Origin of the sequence: Bacillus sp. FSL H8-0547 (assembly GCA_038002745.1) — a bacterium.
Taxonomy (GTDB): Bacteria; Bacillota; Bacilli; order Bacillales; family Bacillaceae; genus Bacillus_P.
In genome coordinates, this window is sequence record JBBODD010000001.1 from 3812567 (window position 1) to 3831906 (window position 19340).

Sequence of the window (19340 nt, forward strand, 5' to 3'; positions counted from 1 at the left end):
ACACCAATGACAACGATCTTACAAACTGCATTTGACCGGTATTTCCTGACCAACTCAAATGAGAGTCTTGAAGAATATCAGTCAGTCATGAATCAAGCGATGGAAACACTGAAATCGGTTGTTCTTGAACAACCGCCTTTTAGTGGAGCAGAGCCGCAGCGAATAAAAGAGACACTTCAATCTCACTTTCCAAATGTGCATCCTGACGAGGCAATAAACTCTGAACTGCTTTTTCAGAAGCTTAACGCAGCTGTCGGGAAGCACAGTATTTCGGTCCATCATCCGTCATGTGCCGCCCACCTTCACTGTCCGCCCATGCTGCCGGGGCTTGCAGCAGAAGTGCTGATCTCTGGGTTAAACGTTTCGATGGATTCCTGGGATCAAAGCGGAGCCGCAACAATGGTGGAGCAAATGATGATGGATGGGCTGTGCCGCCTGTTTGGACTTCCAGAAGGGGACGGGGTCATGACAAGCGGGGGAACACAATCCAATCTGATGGGACTGATGCTTGCCAGAGAGCATGCCTGCATGAAACTGTGGAACTGGGATGTCAAAAGGCAGGGCCTTCCGCCGGAACAGCACAGGCTGAAAATTCTCTGTTCAGATGCGGCACATTTCTCTGTGCAGCAGTCCGCCGCCGTTTTAGGACTCGGAGAAGATGCGGTCGTTCCGGTTAAAACCGATCATGCCCACAGAATGTGCATGAAGGACTTAGTCGAAAAACTCCAAAAGATGAGGACAGCAGGGGAGTATCCATTTGTCCTATTCGCAACAGCAGGAACAACGGATTTTGGAGCAATCGATCCTCTAAGGGAAATGGGCCGTGCCGCAAAACAATACGGCCTTTGGTTTCATGTGGATGCAGCTTATGGGGGAGGCCTCATCATGACAGAGCTGCATAAGCATAAATTAACCGGAATAGAAGAGGCCGACTCCATAACGGTCGATTTTCATAAAATGTTCTACCAGCCAATCAGCTGCGGAGCGTTTCTCGTCAAAGAACGAAGCTCATTTGCATATATGAAACGCCATGCAGACTACCTTAATCCAGAGGAAGACGATGTGCCGAACCTGGTCGGGAAATCTCTGCAGACGACAAGAAGGTTTGACGCCCTAAAACCATTTTTATCGTTTCAGCTTATCGGTAAAAACGAGTGGTCAGATATCATTTGCCGCACACTTTACCTTGCAAAAGAGGCATACTCGATGCTTAAGAGCGACGGAGCATTCACACCTGTGCATGAACCGGAGCTGAGCACGGTTGTTTTCAGATATACGGGTGAGGGCAGGTTTTCAAATGAATTAGAGGATCTCCTTAACAGCCGGATCAGGGACAGGCTGCTGAATGACGGCGAGGCGATTATTGCCCGTACAAAAGTGAATAACCGCGTCTGTCTCAAATTTACGCTATTAAACCCTCTATTAAAGACAAATCATCTCTCGCATTTACTGCAGCGAATAAAAGAAATTGGAAGATATGAATCGGGGAGGCTGAAGGATGAACAGAATAGAAGCTAGGAAAGCTGCAGAACAGGCTGCACTGCAAAGCTACTTGAATTGCTACATAAGAGAAACCGGAATGGGAAGATTCACAGAAGATGCACCATCAGAACTTGCAAATGTTCATTCAGGAAAATGGCTGCATCTTCCTCTCAAAAAGAGGCAGGAGGATTTGTACATACCTGCTGTTTATGTTTCAGAGACTGGCAGACATCTATTTCATGCTGTTTACTATCAATCTGAAAAAATGGACTTTCCTGCGTTTGCAGAAAAAACGCTGGATGAATTGACCACAGGCGAGCAGGACGGGAAAAAGAACGATCTGCTTGAGCGTATTTCACAGAGCTGCAAGCTGATGGCGGAATTTATTTACGAAAGATCTGCGGATGAAAAAGAGTTGTACAAGACTGATTTTCAATTTCTTGAGGCCGAGCAGGCACTGCTTTTCGGACACCTCCTGCACCCTGCGCCAAAAAGCAGGGAAGGAATGAACGATGAGGATATCAGGACCTATTCACCTGAACTGAAGGGGGCATTCCCGCTTCACTATTTCAGGGCTCCTGCCGATTTAATCTATTCCAGATCCCTGCTTCCGCATTCAGCCATTCGGCAAATAAAGAAGATGGTGAACGATGATCCGGAAATCTCAGAGGCGTTCAAAAGCAAGTACGCACAGGAAGACGGGCATGCTTTAATTCCGCTTCATCCATGGCAGGCTCACTATGTTATGGGGGATGCTGAAATTAGAAAGCTAGCAGATCAGGGCATTTTAGAAAATCTTGGGCAGCACGGCCGTTCTTACTTTGCAACTTCCTCATTAAGAACGGTTTATCATCCGGATGTCCCGTTCATGCTGAAGTTTTCACTGAACATCAAAATTACAAATTCTGTCCGGACTAATTTAATGAAGGAACTGGAGCGGGGGGCTGAGGTGAAAGAATTGATGGAAACACGCCTCGGGCAGGAAATGGCCGATAAGTTTCCAAATTTCAGCTTTGTGCACGATCCTGCCTTTTTAACATTAAAACTGCCGGACAGAAACGAATCCGGTTTTGAGGTCATTCTTCGGGAAAACCCATTTTACGGCGGGAAGGCAAATCAGGCAGCTGCCGTTGTATCGTTATGCCAGGATGGACTGAAAAGAGGCTCATCCAGACTCTCAAGTGTAATCAGGAAAATGGCTGCCGAAGAAAACCGTCCGACAAACGAAGTGAGTGAAGACTGGCTGAAGAAATACCTCGCGATTTCCATGAAGCCTGTCCTGTGGCTGTATCTGGAGAAAGGCATTGCGCTTGAAGCTCATCAGCAAAACAGCATTGTGAAGCTGAAGGGAGGATATCCAGATAGATTCTATTACAGGGATAATCAAGGGTTTTACTTCTGCGAATCCAAAAAAGAGATTCTTGAATCCTATCTTGCCGGAGCAGGGAAAAGAAGTGAAACAGTTTGTTCAGATGCAGTGGCAGATGAGAGGCTGAGCTATTATTTCTTTTTCAATCATTTGTTTGGTCTGGTCAATGCTTTCGGTACGGCGGGACTCGCAGACGAACGAAGACTGCTGATGATCATTCGGGAGGAAATGGAAGACTGGGCTGTTCCCGAGGGCCATCCATCACAGCTGATCAAGAACTTTCTCGGAAAAGAAAATCTGCCATGCAAGGCGAACCTCATGACAGGCTACCACGATTTAGATGAGCTTGTCGGCCCGCTTGAAACGCAGTCTGTTTATGTGAAGGTACAGAATCCTCTTTTTACTAAGGAGGCAGTCGCATCACTATGATTGAGCAAATAACAGATACAGAGATAACATTCAGAGAAGCTGAATTTGAAACAGATGCCGTCATGCTGCACAGATGGCATCATGAGCCGCACGTCATCCCTTACTGGAAGCAGAATTTTCCCTTCAGTCAGTATGCAAAGCATCTGAAGGCCCTGCTTTCTGATGAGCATCAAACGCTGTGGATCGGCGCAGTGAACGGGAACGAAATGAGCTACTTTGAAACATACTGGGCAATGGAAGATCCGATCAGCGAGTACTATGAGGCAGCTCCCTTTGACCAGGGCGTGCATCTGCTCTTTGGCGACCCTGCCTATCTTGGCAGGGGGCTCGCAGCGCCAATGCTTATGAACATCATGCAGAGAATGTTTTCAGACATGAGAACGGTTCGTATTGTCGCAGAGCCTGACATCCGCAACGAAAAAATGATTCATATTTTCGAAAAGTGCGGGTTTTCAGCCGAAAGAAAGCTTGATTTGCCTGATAAACAGGCGTTGTTTATGGTATGTACAAGAGAAGAATTTGAACGGAGGGTGAACGGTGATTTATGACGTAATTGGTGCAGGGCTGGGGCCGTTCAATCTTGGGATGGCAGCCCTGCTTGATGAAACAGAGGGTATTGAGGCCTTGTTTTTTGATCAAAAGCCCGGATTTTCATGGCATCAAGGTATGTTAATTGAAGGAACGACTCTGCAGGTCCCGTTCATGGCTGATGCCGTGACGATGGTGAATCCTGCAAGCAAATACAGTTTTCTGAATTACCTGCATGAGCAGAAACGCTTGTATCATTTTTACTTCCTGGAGTCATTTCATATTCCCCGCAGAGAATACAACCACTATCTTAAGTGGTTGTCGGAACAGCTTTCTTCCTGCCGGTTCGGCAAAAGAGTGATGGATGCAGCTGAACATCCTGCAGGCTATGAAGTGGTTGTTGAGGATGTTTTAACTGGAGAAAGAGAAACATTTTTAACAAAACATGTGGTGCTTGGAATGGGGAGTGCTCCTTCTATTCCGGACTGGACAGCTTCTGGAAACAGAAATCTTTATCATTCTTCTGAATTCATGGACAGACGAAAAAAAGACTTGGGAGCATCGGTTGCTGTAATCGGATCAGGCCAAAGCGCTGCTGAGATTTTTCTGGAGCTTCTGAGAGGTCAGGAAACCGGCGGATATAAGCTGAACTGGCTGACGAGAACGGATGGATTTTTCCCGATGGAGTACTCAAAACTCGGTCTTGAACATTTTTCTCCGGACTACACGGATTATTTTTATCAGCTGCCGCAGAATCTCAAGGATCAAATTGTGCCAGCGCAAGATTCTCTTTATAAAGGGATAAGCGCTGATACGATTGCAGAAATTTATAACCTCCTGTATGAAAGGACAATTGCCGGAAGTAAGCCTGACGTACAGTTGCTTGCCAAAACGGCTGTGATGGATATTTCATGCAATGGGGAAGAACTCGAGCTTGCCTGCTATCAGCGCGAGCAGGCTGAATCGTTTGTTCTTTCAGCAGATACCATTATTGCAGCCACAGGCTACAAAACCGTCTGGCCAAAAGCATTTAGCAGGCTTGCCGGAGCTATGAAATGGGACGAGGCCGGGCGCCCGGTCATTTCAAGGGACTATCAGGCTGAGATGAACACGCCTCGGGCTCTGCACAGTGTATTTATTCAAAACGGAGAGCTTCACACGCACGGAGTAGGAGCGCCTGACCTTGGCCTCGGAGCTTACAGAAACGCACATATCATTAATACCATCGCTGGAAAAGCCGTTTTTGATCTGTCTGACAAAAATGTGTTTCAGCACTTTGGAACAAAACATGTTGCCGGAAAAAAACAACTGGTTTAGGAGAGTGAGAGATATGGAAGCGAACATCAATAAGAAACATTGGTTAAAGGCCAATAAACGGCTGACCGCCAAAATGATTGCTGAGTTTTTATATGAAGATATGATTTCTGCTGTTCAATCGGAAGACTATTATTATCTTGAATGTTCAGGCGCCAAGAAAATCAGATTCAAAGCTGAAAAAAGATTAATGGACAGCTACTGGGTGGATCCGGAATCCATACAAGTCCAATCGGGTAATCAATGGCTTGGTGAGGTAAGTGCTGTTGAATTCCTGCTGCTGATCCAGCAGGATATTGGAATTAAGCCGTTTACGGCTGCTTATCTGATTGAGGAATACAAACGCACACTTCTTGCCGATGTTCACATAATGGCAAAGCAGGAACACCGGTCGACGGAATCCCTGCTTGAGCTGGGATATGCTGAACTGGAAGGAGAAATGACGGGCCATCCGTGGATTACATACAACAAAGGGCGAATCGGTTTTTCCTACTCTGATTACCTCCAATATGCCCCGGAACAAAAAAAGGCCGTGCAGCTGGACTGGATCGCTGTTTCCAAAGACAAAGGCACGTTTCATTCTATTGAAGAAGTTGACTATGAGCAATTAATAAAAGATGAAATTGGTTTGAATGCATGGGAAATGTTTAACCAGAATCTGAGCAGGGCAGGTGTTGAACCTGAAGAATATTTCTTCATGCCGGTGCACGAATGGCAGTGGAACCATATGATCGTGGCGCAGTTTGCTGAAGAGCTGGCTGAACAGAACATCATTTATCTCGGAAAAGGGGAGGTCGAATACCTGCCGCAGCAATCAATCCGTACCTTTGTCAACATGAATGACGAAAAAAAGCACCATGTAAAGCTGCCTATGAGTATATTAAATACTCTCGTATACAGAGGGCTCCCGTCAGAGAGAGTGGTTCTGGCTCCAGAGATCACCAAGCATATTCAGGGAATAAGGGATAATGACCCTTTTCTTCGGGATGTGTGCAGAGTGGTTCTGCCCGGTGAGATCGCAAGCATGAATTACGATCATCCGGATTATTCGACTGTGAACGGGGCACCTTATCAATTTCTTGAAATGCTCGGGGTGATCTGGAGAGAAAATCTCTGCTCATTTCTTGAAGAAGGGGAGCAGGCCATCACTCTTGCGGCCCTTTTATATGTCGGCGAAGACGGTAAATCCTATGCCCTTGAACTTGCTAAAAAGGCCGGCCTCACTGCAGAAGATTGGATCAAACAGCTGTTTGATGTGATCCTTCCGCCGCTGCTTCATTATTTGTATCAGTACGGAACCGTATTTTCACCTCACGGACAGAATACAGTGCTCATCCTTAAAGACAGTAAGCCGCACCGTGTGGCCGTAAAAGATTTTGTAGATGATGTAAACATCAGTGACCAGAAGCTGCCTGAACTGCAGCACATATCAGAAGAACTTAGAAGTGTATTAAGGAGCGAAGCTCCTGAAGGGCTCTGTCAGTTTATCTTTACCGGACTGTTCGTTTGCCACTTCAGATATCTTGCAGACATTCTTCACAGAAGCGGCAAGCTGAATGAATCCGATTTCTGGAGAATGCTCAGAGATGCCATTCTAGAGTATCAGGCAAAATTCCCTGAACTAAACGATCGGTTTGAATTGTTTGATCTTCTGAGGCCATCTTTTAAAAAACTTTGTCTGAATCGGAACCGCATGATTGATTATGGATACGGCGACGGCGACGACAGGCCTCACGCTTCTGAATTCGGCAGGGTAAATAATCCGCTTGCTTCAGGCAGACTTGCAGCAATTAAAAATTAACGAGAAGACGGCAGCATCAGTAAAAGATGTTGCCGTCTTTTTGTATACCTGCTTGAACACCCTCTTAAAACTTGAATAACACTTACAATTACATAAAATCACTTGTATAAACTTATAAATACTTGAATTTTTAATGCATAAAACTTATAATCACTTATATAAGGTGTAAGTGCAGTGTTATTTTACAAACATTTCTGAAAAGTGAGGTGTGTCATTTGTACCAGGAAGAACGCTTGATTTCGATATTGGACTATTTAAAAGAGCATAAGCGGATCACGGCTGATCAGATTTGTTCGCTTTATGATGTTTCAAAAGACACGGCAAGACGCGATCTCGTGAAGCTTGAGGAGCAAAAGATGATTATCCGGACGCGGGGCGGAGCCATCCTGCCGAGCTCTCATACTGAAATTAAAGATTATCAAAACCGCCTTGAAACGGTTTCTTACGAAAAAGAGCTGATCGGCAGAAAAGCAGCAAGCCTCATCCGGGAAGGAGACCGGATTATCCTTGACGCTTCCACTACTGTTCAGGCGTGCGCAGAATATATGGATGTCACGAATGCAGCTGTTATTACAAACTCAATCAATCAGGCAGATATTCTTTCAACAAAGCCCGGGATTCAAATTCATCTGCTTGGAGGAGAACTGCAGAAGGAGCACCGTTTTCTGTACGGATCATCTGTCGTTGAAAAACTTTCTAAATATCATGTGGATAAAGTATTTATTGGGGTCGTCGGCATTTCTGAAAGAGGCTTGTCTATAGCCCACGAGGAGGATGGAATGGTAAAGAGGAAGATGATCAGCCAGGCAAATCAGGTGATTGCCCTTGCCGATCATTCAAAGCTTGGAGTGACCGATTTTTTCCTCTATGCCGATCTGCATGAGATCGACCTTCTGATTACAGACAAAGAGCCGGATAAATCGTTTAGAGATCTGCTTGATAAAAACAATGTAGAGCTGCTTGTAGCAGAGGAGGAAACAACATGACAAAATTAATTGCGATTGACCTTGACGGTACACTTCTGAACAGTGAAAACAAAGTAAGTGCGGAAAATCTGAATGCGCTGAAAAAAGCGCAGGAAGAAGGGATAGAAGTGGTCATTGCAACAGGGAGAGCCCATTTTGATGTGATGGAAATTTTCAAAACGGCGAATGTGAAAACCTGGGTGATTGCTGCGAACGGCGCGACGATCCACCAGCCGGACGGAACCCTGTTTCATTCCCAGCCTATGGAAAAGGAATTGGCTGCAGAAGCATTGCAGTTTCTTGAAGAAAACGGCTATTACTACGAAGTTTTCGGAAATAAAGCGATCTTCACCCCGCAGCATGGAAGGGAGCTGCTGTCGATTGAAATAGACCGGATCAAAAGTGCAAATCCAGAAGCTGACCGCACAAAGCTTCTTCATGCTGCTTCCAAACAGTACAGCCAGTCGGGGTTTGTCTTTATTGAGAATTGCAAAGAAATTTTATATGAAGACATTTATAATATCCTTGCCTTTTCATTCCACCAGGAGAAGCTCGATGCTGGATGGGAGAGGTTTAAAGACCGTGAAAACCTCACCTTGGTCACGTCGGCAGACCATAACTTTGAACTTGAACATAAACTGGCCTCAAAAGGCATTGCTCTGAAGAAACTCGCCGGCCATTTAGGGATTGACCTTGCAAAAACCGCTGCAATTGGGGACAGCATGAATGATCAGTCGATGCTTGAGGCAGCAGGTAAAAGCATTGCCATGGGCAATGCGCGGCCTGAAATTAAAGCAATCTGTTCAGATATCACCCTCACGAATGATCAGGACGGAGTAGAGCTTGCAATTCGCCGGATATTGGCTAGACAAACGGTGAAATAAAAAGGGTCTTCATAGGATATAAGAAAAAGGAGTTCTTCAGGGAAGTGAAGAGCTCCTTTTACATGCTGAGGTATCTCATACTCGAACATTAGCCACCTGAATATGGTTTATATTTCTAAATTAAAGGGCATAAATTACTATTCTTCATAAGGGAGGAAAGTAGGGTGAGAGACCATCAGCTGCTGGCTTTAATTATTCAAAAGGAACAGGCCGCTTTGGAAGTTTTGTATGCCAGGTATGAAAAAATTCTTCTCAGAATCATTTATTCAGCAACCGACAATGCTGATGCGGCTGAACGAATACTCACAAACCTTTTTAGGGAAATATGGCAGTCTCCCCAGACATTTACCAGATCTCCGTTCGTCTCAACGGCTCTTATACAAGCCTGTAAAAGATTGATGTACAGTTGCGACGGCAGGAAATCAGGCTGACAGAGAAGGAAGGTAGATTTGAAAAACAGACCCTTGACCAGGACCGCTTTTCACTTTGATGTACCCGTTCATCGAATGGACAATGCTGTAGGTTACCATCATCCCAAGACCTGTACCGTTTGATTTTGTTGAAAAGTAAGGTTCACCAAGACGCAGCACCTGATCCTCAGTCATGCCCTTTCCATGGTCTGTTATTGTGACTTTTACATATGAACCTTCTTTTTGCGTAGAAATATGAACCTGTCCTCCGTTGCTGTATGACTCAATGCTGTTTTTCAGCATGTTGATAAAGGATTGCTTTAACTTGAGGGAATCCCCGAGAACATACAGCTCTTCTTTGCTGAAATCTTCCTCTAACTGTACATTTTCCATCTGAGCGAGGGGTGTCAGTACATTCATGCAGTTCTTTAGTTCACTGTGTATAGAAATTGGGTGCTGATGCTCAGCCTCCGGTCTTGCAAAGGTTAAATAATCTTTAATGATATTTGTAGCACGGTCCAGTTCATCTAATGAGATTTTAATGTATTCGTCTCTTTTCTCCCTGCTGATTTCATCATCTCTGAGCAGCTGAAGAAAACCCTTTGTTGTTGTCAGGGGATTGCGCACTTCATGTGAAATGCTTGCTGCAAGATGGCTGACAACTTCCAGCTTTTCTGCTTTAATGACCCTTTTCAGCAGATGAAAATTTTGAATGATCGTTTCAAACAAAATCGTTCCAATAACCGCTGCAAAAATATGAAAGATGATCAGTTCCACATAATGCGACGGATGAAAAGCCGTTTTATACATCATCTCAATTTGGATAATAGAGAACAGCAGAGAGCCCAGAACTAATGCAGCTACTAGACAGAGCTTTATTCTAAGCCTGCTTTTCAGATAATATGAAGACAGCATCGGTACTAACAGAACAAGTATTCCTGCCATGACAATTGTCGGATATATGCCGCTGCCGCCAATAATCACCCTTGTTCCGACTGTGACGATAAATAAAAAGATTCCAAGTGGATATCCTCCATACAAAAGCCCCATTACATATGGAATTCGCCTGAAATCAAAGAAAAATTCTCCATCAATCATAAAGGGATACTGCATGCTGAAGACAATGGCAAGCGCAGGAAGAAGGGCAAACAGCCGCTTTTTCATTTTCTTGTTCGTTTCTTTTCTCATATACAATAATTGAATGATGAGAAGCGGAGACAAAACGAGCAAAAGATTTAACAATACATCCTTCATTTCCATGGGCACACACCTAATTCTCCAAATAGTGAAATTTCCTCTCTATTAAAATATATATCAAACGGAAAGAAAATGTTAGAATATTCTAATAGACTGGCTAAAATTTTTCCCGGGAGATGAGAAATGGCGATAAAGTTGCTGAAACAAGACCAGCTTCCACAGGCTGCCGCTTTTTTAGATAAAGATTATGATGTACACGCTTTGATTGCGGAGGATCTTAAAGATGAACAAATCCGGGTTTATGGTCAGTATTCAAGTGCTGAATTAACGGCTTTGCTTATCGTTTATCCTGAAAAAATATACTTCTGCAGTTCCGTCATTCCTCCGGATATTGTAGCTTTTATTCCTTTCATTCAGAAAACCGGCATAAGGAGAATTTTTGGGAAACGAGAACTTATTGAGACATTTAAAAAGATTGTCAAAACCGAGATTGAAAGTGACTCTGTTATGATGAAATACGATAATAAAGCAGCCGGCAGCGTATCCGGCGAAGTCTGCAAGATCACAAGTCTTGAAGAATGCCGCAGACTATATCATCTGTTCATGCAGGTGGAAGAATATAAAATGGCTGGTCCAACTGAAGCTTTTTTTGCCGGTGAACAGTATGAAAGCATCCTCTCTGGAAAGCTTAGTGTGTATTACGTCGAGGAAAATGGCACGATGGCAGCAACTGCAGGAATTTATACAGAACACGAAAAGACTGCTGTTATTGCCGGCGTAGCCACTCCGCCAATATTCAGAAGAAAGGGATATGCATCAAAAGTCATAGAGAGAATCTGCCGTGATTACGGAACTGAAAGAGAGCTCTATTTATTTTACAATAATCCGGATGCAGAAAACCTTTATAAAAAGCTTGGATTTTATGAGACTGCCAAATGGAAAGTGATCGGAATTTCTTTCTGAATAATAAGAAATGTCTTGCAAGATTGAAAAACATCAGCTATTGTTAAAAACAATCACAAAAATATTCTGAATATGTTGACAAGCGATGGGTGCTGACGCGTTTACGCGGAAGCTTAAAAGGGAAGCCGGTGAAAATCCGGTGCGGTCGCGCCACTGTAATGGGGAGCATTCTGCACAAAGCCACTGTTCTGAAATGGAATGGGAAGGCAGCAGCATGCAGTGAACCAGAGCCAGGAGACCTGCCTTTCGTATGCACTTTAAGCCTACGCGAAATAGGGAGGGTGATGCGGTATGTTGAAACCTTTGTTGTGTCTCAACTCTAGTTAGCTGTGTCCATTAAACTCTCTTTTAAAAAGGAGAGTTTTTTTGCGTTTAGAGCTGAGAAACTATGAAAACGGGGGAACCGCAATGAAAATTAGAAATTCAAACCTTGGCTATCCGAGAATCGGCGAAAAAAGAGAATGGAAAAAGCTTCTTGAGGCGTTTTGGAGAGGAGATCTGACGGAGCAGGAGTTTCATTTGGATATGAAGAAAATCAGGCTCTCTCATTTGGTGAAACAGCGTGAGGCGGGGATTGACCTTGTGCCGGTCGGCGACTTCAGCTATTACGATCATGTACTTGATACGGCTGTTATGTTCGGCCTGATCCCGGAAAGATTCAGGGATCAGGACCCCTCATCACTTGAGACGTATTTTGCGATTGCCAGGGGCAGCAAAGACAAAGTCGCATCAGAGATGACAAAATGGTTTAACACAAACTACCATTACATCGTGCCTGAGCTTGACGGAACAGAGCCTCGCCTTATCCACAACCGCTTGCTTGAGCTATATAAAGAAGCAAGGGATGAGGCCGGGATTACGGGGAAACCGGTACTTATCGGGCCGCTTACTCTCACAGCCCTTTCAAAAGGAGAAAAGAAAGAAGAAATTCTTGAAAAACTCATCCCTTTATATGTTCAGGTTTTCAAGGAGCTTGAAGAAGAAGGAGCAGAGTGGATACAAATAGACGAACCAATATTGGTTACATCAGCAGCGGATGCTGCCTTTATGAAAAAAACGAAGAAAATCTATGAAACAATAAAAGAAGGCTTAGGCAGGGTAAAACTTCTGCTGCAAACCTACTTTGAATGTCCTGAACAATATGAACAGCTCATTCAGCTGCCTGTTGACGGCATAGGCCTGGATTTTGTTCATGACAGCGGCAAAACGCTGGAGCATTTGAGTGCATTCGGTTTTCCAAAGGACAAGGTGCTTGCGGCAGGAGTCATCGACGGTCGCAATATCTGGAAGGCAGAGCTTCAGAAAACAGTCAAACTGGTAAACCGAATTCTGGATGAGGTCGGAAGAGACCGGCTGATTCCTCAGCCTTCATGCAGTCTGATTCATGTGCCTGTAACAGCAGAGAGTGAAGGGAAGCTGCATCCCCTTGTTAAAAACGCACTGGCATTTGCAGATGAAAAGCTCCATGAAATCACCCTGCTGACAAAATTTTTAAATTTTGAAGAAGAGACCCTTTCAGCCTATGATAAGGGGATAGCAGATCTTGAGGCTTCAGACTTGAGAAACCGGCATTCTGTACATGCTTCTTATGATGAGTACAGCACTGTCAGAGTTGGAGCAGTTCAAAGAAAAGAGGCGCAGCAAAGAAAATTCAGCCTTCCGCTGCTTCCGACGACAACCATCGGAAGTTTTCCTCAAACGAAAGAAGTGCGTGCTGCAAGGCTGAAGTATAAAAAAGGAACTCTCTCAGAAGAGGACTATTATCAGTTTATTGAAGGTGAAATAAAAAAGTGGATTGATATCCAGGGAAACCTGGGGCTTGATGTCCTCGTTCACGGTGAGTTCGAGCGGACAGACATGGTCGAATATTTCGGTGAAAAGCTTGGAGGGATGACTGTCACCTCAAATGGGTGGGTGCAGTCATACGGTTCACGCTGCGTAAGGCCTCCTCTCATTTACGGGGACGTGTTTTTTAAGGAGCCGATGACATTAAAAGAAACCCTTTTTGCCCAAAAGCTGACTGACAAGCCTGTAAAAGGAATGCTGACCGGACCGGTTACAATAGTAAATTGGTCTTTTGTAAGATCTGACGTACCTGGAGCAGCCGTGTTAAATCAGCTCTCTCTCGCCGTGAGAGAAGAGGTTGAGGCATTAGAGAGCGCAGGAATCGGCATGATCCAGGTAGATGAACCCGCGCTTAGAGAAGGTCTTCCGCTTAAACAGGAAAAGAAGAAACAGTATTTGGACGAGGCCGTCACTGCTTTTAAAAGGTCAACAGCTTCTGTGAAACCTGAGACGCAAATTCATACACATATGTGTTATTCAAGCTTTGAAGACATGATCGAAGCAATTGATGCGCTTGATGCAGATGTCATCTCCATTGAGACTTCAAGAAGCCACGGGGAACTGATTCGTTCTTTTGAAACATTCTCCTACTGCAAGGGAATTGGCCTCGGCGTATATGATATTCACAGTCCGCGCATCCCTTCAGAAAAGGAAATGATCCGAAATATTGAAAGGGCACTGCAGGTGCTCGAACCTGCCCAATTTTGGGTGAATCCTGACTGCGGCCTTAAAACAAGAGGGGAAAAAGAGGCCGTTGAGGCATTGAAGATTATGGTGAGAGCTGCGAAGGTCTGCAGAGGGAAAGCCGTTCAAGAGACAACCGTTTAATGCAAAAAGCCTGTCCAGTTTAAGGACAGGCTTTTTCTGCGTATTATCTTACACCTTTCATGTACGCTTGAATCTTTGGTGAAAGAATCAGCATGATTGCCCCTAAAAGAATGGCGAGTCCGCCGATAATTCCAAAGTAGGCAATTTCGGTTTCAGGTGTGTAATATTTTACGATTTGTGCGTTGATTGCTTGAGCCGATGCATTTGTCAGGAACCATAAACTCATGGTCTGCGCTGAGAAAGCAGCCGGAGCAAGCTTGGTTGTTGCTGATAATCCGACTGGGGACAGGCAAAGCTCTCCAAGAACAACAAGGAAGAAGCTGAGCACAAGCCACATTGGGTGAACAAGTGTATCTGTACCGTTTGTATAAGCTGGAATAATCATGACCAGGAATGATAACCCGGCGAAGAAAAGTCCAAAAGCAAATTTTTTGGATGTCGACGGCTGACGGTTTCCAAGCTTAATCCAAAGCCAAGCAAAAACCGGTGCCAAAAGAACAACAAACAGCGGATTCAGCGACTGGAACCAGGATGACTGAATTTCAAAGTTTCCGAACGTCAGCTGTGTGCGTTTATCAGCATAAGCACCAAGAATGGTTGCACCCTGTTCCTGGATTGCCCAGAACATCATTGCCGCGATAAACAGAGGAATATATGCGATCAGGCGTGATCGCTCAACATCTGTTGATTTTGGGCTGCGGTACATCACAATAAAGTATGCTGCAGGAATCAAAATACCAAGAATACTGATCATGAATGTAAAGCGGTCAATCGTCAGGTAACCGGTATAAATGGATACAGCACCTAAAACAAGAATGACGGCAAGTCCAATCGCCAATCTGCCGAAAACGCTTTTTCTTTCAGCTGGAGTAAGTGGATTTGGAACACCCGTTCCGGCAAGTCCAAGGTTTTTCTTTTTCGTAAGCATGAAAACAACAAGTCCAAGGAACATACCGACTGCTGCTACTCCGAATCCAAGGTGGAAATTGTATTTCTGTCCGAGAGTACCAACGATAAGTGGTGCAAGCAGACCGCCAAGGTTGATTCCCATGTAGAAAATACTGAAACCGGAATCGCGTCGGTTATCTTCTTTGCTGTAGAGATCACCCACAATATTCGAAATATTCGGCTTAAGCAAACCTGTTCCGATTACGATAAAGAACATGGAAACAAAAAATGCCGGAATGCTTCCTGGCAGCGCAAGAATAATATGGCCCAGCATAATGAGAACGCCGCCGTAAAAAACGGTTCTTGTATTGCCGAGCAATCGGTCGGAAATCCATCCTCCGATGATTCCAGACATATAAACCAATGATCCATAAATGGACATGATCGAAAGGGCAGTCGGCTGATCAAGACCCAGGCCGCCGTCTTTCATCGAGTAGTACATATAATACAGAAGTATTGCTCTCATCCCGTAGTAGGAAAAACGTTCCCAGAATTCTGTGAAGAAAAGGGTGAATAATCCTTTAGGATGACCGAAAAACCCTTTTTGCGGTACACTTTGTACAATTTTGTCTTTGTCAAGTGATGACATGTTACAAGAAGCCTCCTTTTTACCATATATAATAATACTACTATTAAAATTGAATTGTCAAAAAAAAACGGCAAAATTGCTATTTATACTATTTTTCTGAAATAACTTAACATTCATGTCATTTGCGACAATTTTTTGTTTCATATAAAAATTGCGTAATCCTTCTATCATGTGAATATATGCACAAAACTCCAGTGGATTGCAGCGGAAGGAACTTGACTCCTGCGGGATGAAGAGGGCACTGAAGATCCCGCAAGCGCAGCGAGGAAGCTTCAGGCACTCCCCGCGGAAAGCAAGTTCCTGGAGCGGAAAGGAACGGGTAAAGTGCAAAAACAACAAATCTTGCGGAAGTAATAGTTAAAAAGATGCAATGACAAAAACAATCAAAAGAAGACAGAAAACTACTTTACAAACCGTCGGTCTGTTTTTATGATGAGTAAAGGGGGTGTCGGAAAATGAAGCAATTTGAAAGAAGATTACGCTCTGAAAAAGCTCTGCTCCATGCCGCATCAGAGCTGATAGACGAAGTCGGCTGCTCAAAAACGACTTTGTCCATGATTATGAACAGGACAGGCTTGTCCAAGGGGGCAATCTACCATTACATAAAAAGCAAAGATGATCTTCTGGCGATGGTGCTGGAGGAAAAAATACAAGAAACAAATGAAACCTTTTTAAAAAGGATGGGCAGCAGCGGGGAGGATATGATGGATCCGGCAAATGTCCTGGCTGAAAGTTTTTCTGCGATGAACGATCCCTCGGGCATTGTCAATCAGATTCTGCTGTACTTTACTGGACGGAACGACACTAAGACAGCACGGAATGCACTAAGAGCATTTGATCATTATATGGTAGAATTCTCAAGGTTCTGGATTCTGTCCGGACAAAAAAACGGCGTTATCTCTTCAGGAGTGGACGCCGGTCAGACAGCGGAGGTCCTTGTGGTCATGGCATCCGGTTTGAGAATGAGAAATATACACGGCGGCTCAGACTATGTATTTGAATTCGAACAGTTTCATGCCATGATGAAAAGGCTGTTTAAAGGGGAACCTGTTCTTGTCCATAAATAGAATGAGTATAATAATTTGCTATTTAAATAGAATATTTATAACACAAAAAAGAGAACCCGCGGGTTCTCTTTTTTAATTAAGAATTTCAATTTTTACCGTTTTACGGCCCCATTTGCGTGCTTCAGCACTGTTAGGCATCAGTACATCAATTTTATGATTTTTGATGGCGCCGCCTGTATCGCCTGCGATGGCTACCCCGTATCCTTCCACCCAGACTTTGCTGCCAAGCGGAATGATTTTCGGATCAACTGCAATCAGCTTCATATTGGCATTTTCTTTAATGTTAATGCCGATTGCCGTGAAGTCGCTTGCAGTATCTTCATGACTGTAAGCAGTAGCTGTAACATAGAAAACCTTGCTTTCATCCTGAACAGGCTTTTCCTGCACAGGTTTTTCAGCAGGCTTGGACACTGCCGGGACTGCTGCGGTCTGCTTCTTTGCCGGAGCAGCCTTTGCTGCTCTCACTTTGCGCGCTTTCTCGGCTTCCGCACGTGCACTTGCTTCAGCTGCCTGTGCAGCCTCTTCTTTTTTCCGTTCTGCAAGGGCTTTAGCCGCACGTGCTTTTGCTGCATCCTGTTCTTTTTTAATGCTTGTCTCAATCGCTTTCACCTGTGACTGCAGGACGCTTTTTTCCTGCTCTGCAAGGGTTACCTCGGCTGAGATTTTTTCATATTCGCTTTTAAGTGAAGCCATTTGCGTCTGTCTTTGAAGGAGAGCTTCCTCAAGCTTGGCGCCGCTTGATGCAAGTGCCAGCTGCTGTTCTTTCAGCAGGGCTTCCTGCTTGTCGATCTCTTTTTTGTCTTCCTCAATTTGCTTCAGGTCGGCTTCCTGCTGTTCAAGAATATCATTGTCTGCATGCAAGAGTGTTGCAACAGCACCGATGCGCTCGAAAAAGTTTGAAAAACTTTCGGCATTAACAAGCGTATGTATAACGATATCGGCATGATCATTTTCCTGAAGAGCAGTAAGCCTGGCGTACATGATTTCTTCGCGGTTTATTACTTTATCCTGAAGTGCGACAATTTCTATTTTCTTTTCCTCAATTAATTCGTTTGTTTCCTGGATTTTTTTCTGGATGGAAGCGTAATCGTTCTCATTTTTTTTGACTAAAGCTTCCGTATTTGCAAGTTCGTGTTCCATTTTCTGTACAGCGGTATGTACTGCTTGCTTTTGTTTCTCTTTCCTGTCAAGAGCTTCACTGTTTTCATTCAGCTGCTTTTCAGCCTGTTTAAGTGAACCCCCGCTTGTTTGCGCAAAGGCAGGGCTATAGGATGATAAAGCGACAAATCCTGCAGAAAGCGCGGCAATCATACGTATCGAGACTTTCATAAAACAACCCCTTTCTGTTTATAGTTATATCATAAAATCGGGGTCTTTTAGATTACAAATCTGTTAAATCATTCATAATGCGACAAAAACAAGAAAAAAACCTCCGGCGAAATCGCCAAAGGCTGTCGATTATTTCTGCCATTCAAGGAGAGTCTGATCCTTTGGAAGTAGGAATGCGAGAATCCCCAAAAGAGGCAGGGCTGCGGTGCCTGTCATGACAGAGGCTAATGAAAATGCATCGATTAATGAGCCCAAAGCCACTGACCCAATGGCACCCATTCCAAAAGCAAGACCTACAGTCAGCCCCGACATCGTACCGATCTTACCGGGCACAAGCTCCTGGGCATATACAACCGTAACTGAAAAACTCGAGCTGAGTATAAACCCGATCAGCGCAATGAGCACATAGGCCATTTTTGGCCCCGCAAGTGGCAGCAGCAAAGCAAACGGAGCAGAGGCAATCAGTGAGCAAAGGATAATGTTCCTTTTGCCGAACCTGTCAGCGAGAGGACCCCCTGCAAATGTTCCGAGTGCTCCCATCACGAGAAAAACAAAAATATAAACCTGTGATTCTGCAATACTTAAATGGTATTTCTCAATAGCATAGAACGTATAGAAGTTTGATATGGCACTTCCATACCAGGATCTTGCAAAAACAAGAAAAACGATAACGGCCAGAGCTGAGAGGACGCCTTTTGACAGCCGGCCACTATTTTTCGCCGTTCCATTTTTCTTCTCATCTTTTCGAATGAAGGCAAGCTTTGCCGAATACCAGCGTGCAATATAAAGGAGAAACAGGACGGCAAGAGCAGCAGCAATGGTAAACCAGATGGCCCCAAACTGGCCTAACGGAACCAAAATCAAAGCGGTAATCAGCGGTGCAGCAGAAGAGCCTGTGTTGCCGCCTACCTGATAAATCGACTGGGCAAGTCCTCTGCGCTCTCCTGCTGCCAAATAAGCAACTCTCGAGCCCTCAGGGTGGAAGACAGCAGAACCGAGTCCAATAAAGAAAACACTGAGCAGAATAAGCGGAAAAGAAGGAGCGAAAGCTAGCCCCAGAATTCCGAGCAGACTGCTTGCTAATCCGATTGGAAGGGCATAAGGCATCGGCTTTTTATCTGTGTACCAGCCGACCACAGGCTGCAGAACAGAAGATACCATGTTAAGGGTAAACGCGATCAGGCCGAGCTGAGTAAAGGTAAGGCCCATTGATTTTTCAAGCACCGGGAACATCGCGGGGATAACAGACTGAATGGCGTCATTCAGCAGGTGACATAAGCCGATGATGAACAAAATGTTGTAAACAGTCGTTGAAGGTTTAGGTGCGTGTTTATTTACAGCAGCAGCGCTTTGCATGTTACAAGTCCCTTCTTTGTAAAATAGTTCGATTGA

At 44.5% G+C, this 19340-nt stretch carries 14 protein-coding genes and 1 riboswitch; of the genes, 10 read left to right on the plus strand and 4 right to left on the minus strand.

What is annotated here, in order from left to right; all coding sequences use genetic code 11:
• Nucleotides 1-6 precede the first annotated feature (6 nt).
• The 7 genes from MHB63_19265 (at nt 7) to MHB63_19295 (ending at nt 8772) form a co-directional block, all read left to right on the plus strand.
• A complete protein-coding gene (locus MHB63_19265; GenBank protein MEK3808668.1) occupies nt 7-1518 on the plus strand; it encodes an aspartate aminotransferase family protein in 1512 nt (503 codons plus the stop codon).
• Nucleotides 1499-3280, plus strand: coding sequence for an IucA/IucC family protein (locus tag MHB63_19270; GenBank protein MEK3808669.1), 1782 nt, complete (start codon nt 1499-1501; stop codon nt 3278-3280). Before MHB63_19265 ends, MHB63_19270 begins: the two co-directional genes overlap by 20 nt.
• On the plus strand, nt 3277-3828 hold the full coding sequence (locus tag MHB63_19275) for a GNAT family N-acetyltransferase (protein MEK3808670.1): 552 nt from the start codon (nt 3277-3279) through the stop codon (nt 3826-3828). Before MHB63_19270 ends, MHB63_19275 begins: the two co-directional genes overlap by 4 nt.
• 37 nt (nt 3829-3865) lie before the next feature.
• On the plus strand, nt 3866-5125 hold the full coding sequence (locus MHB63_19280; protein ID MEK3808671.1) for a SidA/IucD/PvdA family monooxygenase: 1260 nt from the start codon (nt 3866-3868) through the stop codon (nt 5123-5125).
• 13 nt (nt 5126-5138) lie between these two features.
• On the plus strand, nt 5139-6923 hold the full coding sequence (locus MHB63_19285) for an IucA/IucC family siderophore biosynthesis protein (GenBank protein ID MEK3808672.1): 1785 nt from the start codon (nt 5139-5141) through the stop codon (nt 6921-6923).
• 215 nt (nt 6924-7138) lie between these two features.
• Complete coding sequence (locus MHB63_19290) at nt 7139-7909, plus strand: DeoR/GlpR family DNA-binding transcription regulator (GenBank protein MEK3808673.1); 771 nt, start codon at nt 7139-7141, stop codon at nt 7907-7909.
• Entirely contained in the window at nt 7906-8772 is an 867-nt protein-coding gene (locus tag MHB63_19295) for a Cof-type HAD-IIB family hydrolase (protein MEK3808674.1), read from the plus strand. Before MHB63_19290 ends, MHB63_19295 begins: the two co-directional genes overlap by 4 nt.
• 422 nt (nt 8773-9194) lie before the next feature.
• On the opposite strand, the gene MHB63_19300 is transcribed toward MHB63_19295, so the two are convergent.
• On the minus strand, nt 9195-10442 hold the full coding sequence (locus tag MHB63_19300) for a HAMP domain-containing sensor histidine kinase (protein MEK3808675.1): 1248 nt from the start codon (nt 10440-10442) through the stop codon (nt 9195-9197).
• A 120-nt stretch (nt 10443-10562) separates the two neighbouring features.
• Here MHB63_19300 and MHB63_19305 point away from each other — a divergent pair, with 120 nt between their 5' ends.
• Nucleotides 10563-11342, plus strand: coding sequence for a GNAT family N-acetyltransferase (locus MHB63_19305; GenBank protein MEK3808676.1), 780 nt, complete (start codon nt 10563-10565; stop codon nt 11340-11342).
• Nucleotides 11343-11412: 70 nt separating this feature from the next.
• Nucleotides 11413-11604, plus strand: a riboswitch (cobalamin riboswitch).
• A gap of 146 nt (nt 11605-11750) precedes the next feature.
• Entirely contained in the window at nt 11751-14015 is a 2265-nt protein-coding gene (gene metE, locus MHB63_19310; protein ID MEK3808677.1) for a 5-methyltetrahydropteroyltriglutamate--homocysteine S-methyltransferase, read from the plus strand.
• A gap of 43 nt (nt 14016-14058) precedes the next feature.
• Here the strand turns inward: metE and MHB63_19315 are convergent, their stop codons facing one another.
• The gene (locus tag MHB63_19315) at nt 14059-15552 is read right to left on the minus strand and encodes a peptide MFS transporter (protein ID MEK3808678.1); all 1494 of its coding nucleotides are present in this window, start codon (nt 15550-15552) and stop codon (nt 14059-14061) included.
• A gap of 455 nt (nt 15553-16007) precedes the next feature.
• On the opposite strand from MHB63_19315, the gene MHB63_19320 reads away from it, so the two are divergent.
• On the plus strand, nt 16008-16619 hold the full coding sequence (locus tag MHB63_19320) for a TetR/AcrR family transcriptional regulator (GenBank protein MEK3808679.1): 612 nt from the start codon (nt 16008-16010) through the stop codon (nt 16617-16619).
• A gap of 72 nt (nt 16620-16691) precedes the next feature.
• Here MHB63_19320 and MHB63_19325 read toward each other — a convergent pair whose 3' ends face one another.
• The gene (locus tag MHB63_19325) at nt 16692-17948 is read right to left on the minus strand and encodes a 3D domain-containing protein (GenBank protein MEK3808680.1); all 1257 of its coding nucleotides are present in this window, start codon (nt 17946-17948) and stop codon (nt 16692-16694) included.
• 129 nt (nt 17949-18077) lie between these two features.
• On the minus strand, nt 18078-19304 hold the full coding sequence (locus MHB63_19330; GenBank protein MEK3808681.1) for an MFS transporter: 1227 nt from the start codon (nt 19302-19304) through the stop codon (nt 18078-18080).
• Nucleotides 19305-19340 lie beyond the last annotated feature (36 nt).